At 63.3% G+C, this 477-nt stretch carries 1 protein-coding gene; it reads left to right on the forward strand.

Annotation, left to right across the window (positions count from 1 at the left end; translation table 11 throughout):
* A partial coding sequence (locus SOP95_RS31580; protein WP_323609525.1) for a methyl-accepting chemotaxis protein occupies positions 1-477 on the forward strand: 477 nt, incomplete at both ends.

A 477-nucleotide genomic window follows, 5' to 3' on the forward strand; every position in this document is an offset into this window, starting at 1 on the left:
GGACGCCATCGATCTGCTCAACAGCCGACTCGCGCCACAAGGCGTGATTCTCAACAAAAGCCTGGAGGACATGATCGCGTTCAACCAGAGCGGCGTGGAAACCGCTGTGGACTCCGCCGCACAGACCTATTCCAGCGCGCAGTGGGTCGTCGGCTCGATCATCGTCTTCGCGTTGATCGTCACCTTACTGTTGGCCTGGCTGCTGACCCGCAGCATCATCGCCCCCCTCGGCCAGGCCCTGATCGTTGCCCGCACCATTGCCGGCGGCGACTTGAGCCAGCCAATCGCCGTCAACGGCAACGACGAACCCGCCCAATTGCTCACGGCCCTGGCCACCATGCAGGCGCAGCTGCAAGGCACCATTCGCGGGATCAGCGAGTCGGCGCAGCAGCTGGCGTCTGCTGCCGAAGAAATGAGTTCGGTGATGGAGCAAAGCACCCGTGGCCTGCAGGCGCAGAACGACGAGATCGAACAGGC

The sequence above is a fragment of the Pseudomonas sp. YuFO8 genome (assembly GCF_035065025.1).
Taxonomy (GTDB): domain Bacteria; phylum Pseudomonadota; class Gammaproteobacteria; order Pseudomonadales; family Pseudomonadaceae; genus Aquipseudomonas; species Aquipseudomonas putida_AE.